Below are 2,215 nucleotides of genomic sequence, written 5' to 3'. Positions count from 1 at the left end.
TTAAATTTACCGCGCTAGACTAAAGATAAAACACCAGTTTGACAGGATTTTCTATGACCTTAAGAACAATTCAAATTCGTCCTTTAAGTTCAGTAAAAGCGGGTATGACAGAGTTTTATACCCCTCAGTCCAGTGACGAGACGATGCTGGTGCAAATACCGCCTTGTACAATCGAAGAGATGTTTGTACACAGATTTCAAACAGACCAACTTTTCGTAGTGCGGGGAACCTTTGTACTGGTCACCTTAGAAAATCGGCGCTATCAATACACACTGATGAGCGATTGTCAACCAAAAGTAGTGACAATCCCAGTCGGCGTTCTGCACGGAGCAATCAATCTCAGCGATGAACCGTGTCTATTAGTAAACGCAGTACTGCGTCATGGCCCACCCCACGAGCGCGATTATCGTCCTGTGAAACCACCTTTTCCTTACAACTTGGGAGTTGCTGAGGCGCTGTTAAAAGAATTCCGCTGTTCGGTAAAAGTTTGAGAGGTGCTAATAGCTAAACTAAATGAAGTGAGACGTTCCCCTTTAGAAAAGGGGAGAAGCTTCTACACCCGGAATTAAGCAGGTGAATAACCAAACAGACACAATTGGAATTGCAGCTATAGGATACTATATTCCCTCGCGGATTTTAACCAGCGAGGAAATAGCGCAGCTGTCGAATTTTCCAGTATCGGTTTTTATAGAAAAAATCGGAATGCAGCAAAAACATATCGCAGAAGTGGACGAACATCCCAGCGATATGGGCATTAAAGCGGCGTTAAATGCGATCGAACAAGCAAGAATTCTTCCTCAAGAAATTAACTTTATCGCTTTTTGCGGTGCAGGTCACTACGATTACAGTTTTTGGTCTCCTGCGGCTAAGATACAAGATAAAATCGGCGCTACAAATGCTTTTTCATTTGAAGTGAGGAACTTTTGTAATGGTGGAAATTTAGGGATTCATATTTGCAGTAATATGTTGCTTGCTAATCCCGATGCCCGTTACGCCCTCGTAGTCTGTAGCGATAAATTATCTGTACTTCTTAATTATGCAGATAAAGATTGCCTATCCACATTTATTATGGCTGATGGTGCAGCAGCGGCGATTTTACGAAAAGGGGAAACTACTAATCAGATATTAGCCTATCATGGCATTACTAACGGGGAATTAGCCGATTATATCAAGGTTGAAGGAGGCGGAACCAAGTTTTTTGGCTGTAATGATCTGTACGATCGCACTTTTAACTATTTAACCGTCAAAAATCCCAAAACCCTAGAAAAGATTTTTTCAGAAATCTACTTAACTAACTATTTAGAAGTTATAAAAACCGCCTTGCATAAAAGCGGTTATTCTTCAAACGATATCAATTTTATATTTATGAATCAAGTTAAGAAAAAAGTCTCTCTCAGTATTCTTCAGTCTCTAGGTTTGACAGAGAGAAACACTTTTATTTCTTTATCAGAATACGGTCACATGGGTGCTGCCGATACTCTATTTGGTTTGGCCAAAACTTTAGAACAAAATTTAGTAAAACCTGGCAATATCGTAGTATTGGCAAATAGCGCTACAGGCTTTTCCTGGGCTGCGATCGTATTAAAATATTAACCCAAGCCTATCTTTAGGCAGATTTAGTAGGGTGGGCAATGCCCACCCTAGTTTATGGGAGTTTAGGTTAATAACGCCTTACCGTGGGATAAGCCTAAACTCCCGTAAATCAGATTGTCAGAAAATTTAAGCTTTTTTTAAGTTTTCTTAGGCTCGAAAGATGTTAAATTTTAAATTAAATCAAATACAAGCCATCTCGTCTAATTAAAGTGTGCGAGCAACCCAGTTACTAAGGTTGAGCAATACTTAACAGGCATGAGTGAATAAAAACTATATTTTTTAGAATAAACATAATTTATTTAAAAATAAGAGGCTTTTAAAAAATGACTCAAAAACAAGCACAAGAAGAACAAAACAAGGATCGCAAAATAACTGATGAGGATCGGAAGATATTGCTAGAGCAATACAAAATGTATGTCGAAATGATGGATAGAATCACTGAGAGAAGAGGAAAGATGAATACCTTCTACGTGTCACTACTATCAATATTACTAGCATTACTTTCTTTATTAGCTGACACCAACAAAAAGCTCTTCTCTGGAACTGGAGAAACCTTACTTTTAGTATCTTCTCTATTAGGGTTAATTCTATGCTATGTATGGTACATAAATATAAATTCATA

General features: G+C 38.3%; 3 protein-coding genes. All 3 read left to right on the top strand.

The features are described from left to right. Window positions 1–53 precede the first annotated feature (53 nt). Entirely contained in the window at window positions 54–491 is a 438-nt protein-coding gene (locus tag H6S82_RS29970) for a dTDP-4-dehydrorhamnose 3,5-epimerase (RefSeq protein WP_190463550.1), read from the top strand. A gap of 82 nt (window positions 492–573) precedes the next feature. Beyond that, the gene (locus tag H6S82_RS33795; protein WP_190463548.1) at window positions 574–1,593 is read left to right on the top strand and encodes a 3-oxoacyl-[acyl-carrier-protein] synthase III C-terminal domain-containing protein; all 1,020 of its coding nucleotides are present in this window, start codon (window positions 574–576) and stop codon (window positions 1,591–1,593) included. 323 nt (window positions 1,594–1,916) lie between these two features. After that, window positions 1,917–2,215 (top strand): hypothetical protein (locus tag H6S82_RS29960; protein ID WP_199317995.1); only part of this gene is annotated, 299 nt, incomplete at its 3' end.

The organism is Planktothrix sp. FACHB-1355 (assembly GCF_014748295.1).
GTDB lineage: Bacteria > Cyanobacteriota > Cyanobacteriia > Cyanobacteriales > Aerosakkonemataceae > Aerosakkonema > Aerosakkonema funiforme_A.
The sequence above is the reverse complement of the archived record's forward strand: the minus strand, read 5'-3'. Positions and strand labels throughout refer to the sequence as shown.